At 29.7% G+C, this 1,546-nt stretch carries 1 pseudogene; it reads right to left on the minus strand.

Going from position 1 to position 1,546, the window contains the following annotated elements:
* Positions 1 to 238: 238 nt before the first annotated feature.
* Positions 239 to 1,431, minus strand: a pseudogene (locus HMPREF0631_RS07630) (IS30 family transposase).
* Positions 1,432 to 1,546 lie beyond the last annotated feature (115 nt).

Raw genomic sequence — 1,546 nt, forward strand, 5'->3', positions numbered from 1 at the left:
GGTAAATTTGCAAAATAAATTCTAGTAAAAGATAAAAGTATAATTTAACTAGAAAAATAAGTGGTTACGAAAATAAAATATAAAATGCGTATTTGCATTTTCAATGTTTATACATATATTTTATAGAAATTTGGGCACACTAAAAAACCTTGAAATGAATAATTTTTCAAAGTAACGTAGACTCAACTAGAATTTAGTTTGAGAAAAGATATGGTATTAGTCACTAATTTATAGTATACTAACAGTGGTTGTTTTGTATATGCTTTTTTATAAGCATAGGACTTTGGATTACTTCCCTTGCAGGAATCGGTTTTATTCCTAATAGGGAAGTGATTTTTTTACCGTAGGTAAACTCAAATATTTCATAAGGTGTTTTTCCGTTGAGGCTAGCCCTAGAAATAGAGTTAACATGGGAAAAATTAAATTAATATTTTCTTGTGAAAAATTATCAAAAGAGATGCCTTTAGGGCAAATATCTCTAAATAAGGTATGATTCTTTTCGATTCGACCCTTTTGATCTGAACGCATTGGGTCACAGAAAAAAAGAGATAATTTACCATCGTTTTCGATAAAGTTTACATCGGAAAATTCAGATCCATTATCAGTTAAAACCACTGGCATTATACTATCAAAATCCAGATTATTATCACTAAATTTTTTTCTTAAACTATCAAATATTTTTGATACCTCGCTACTTCTATTAAAATCCAGTAAAAAACCAACCATAAAATTACAAAGAGTAAAATTGATGGTCATTATAGATTTGCCACCTTGTCTACCAATAACAGTATCTAATTCTACCCAGTTTTCAATACCATCATTTTTTATAAAACTTTGAAAATCTTTGTAAGTTCTTCCTTCTCTGAATTTTTTTGGAACAGATTTTCTTGGCTTGCTCTTTCTTTTTTTGAATCTTACTATTCTTGGCGCATCTAGTACAGAAGCGGATAAATAGCCTTTATTTAGATACCTATATAGGGTTGACAGGGAGACTCCTAAATTGTTATTTTGATGTATATGATATAGGTGCTGACCCTGTTTCATAGATGTAGATACGATCCGATCAAGTTCATAAAAAGAATTTTTATTAAGGGGAGTACCTTCACGAGATTCCCTTAAATTAGATTCATATTCCTTTTGTGCACGAGAGGCATGGTACAGATAGTGTGAATTATGACAATATCTCTTTTTTTTGCAACCATTGCAGACGTAAGGTGGCTTTTCCAAAAGAGTACAGTTAAACTTTTTCAAAGAACTATTTGTATTTTGTGTTGTGTTTACATCCCTTGAAAATCTATGCTTTCTGATTTCCTTTGAAATTGTACTAAGATTCCTTTTAAGATGAGCTGCGATTTGGGAGATGGAATTACCTTTTGCTAGCATGTTTTCAATCTCATGTCTTTCTTCGTAAGTAAGATGTTTGTTTTTCATAGTTGACACTCCTTTAAAAATTTTATTAACTTTTCATATTAAATTCTACCATAATATATTTTTCATGTTAAATTCTACTTTAAAGGATTTACTAGAATTTACTTTGCGAATTAAC

Origin of the sequence: Peptostreptococcus anaerobius 653-L, assembly GCF_000178095.1 — a bacterium.
Lineage (GTDB): Bacteria > Bacillota > Clostridia > Peptostreptococcales > Peptostreptococcaceae > Peptostreptococcus > Peptostreptococcus anaerobius.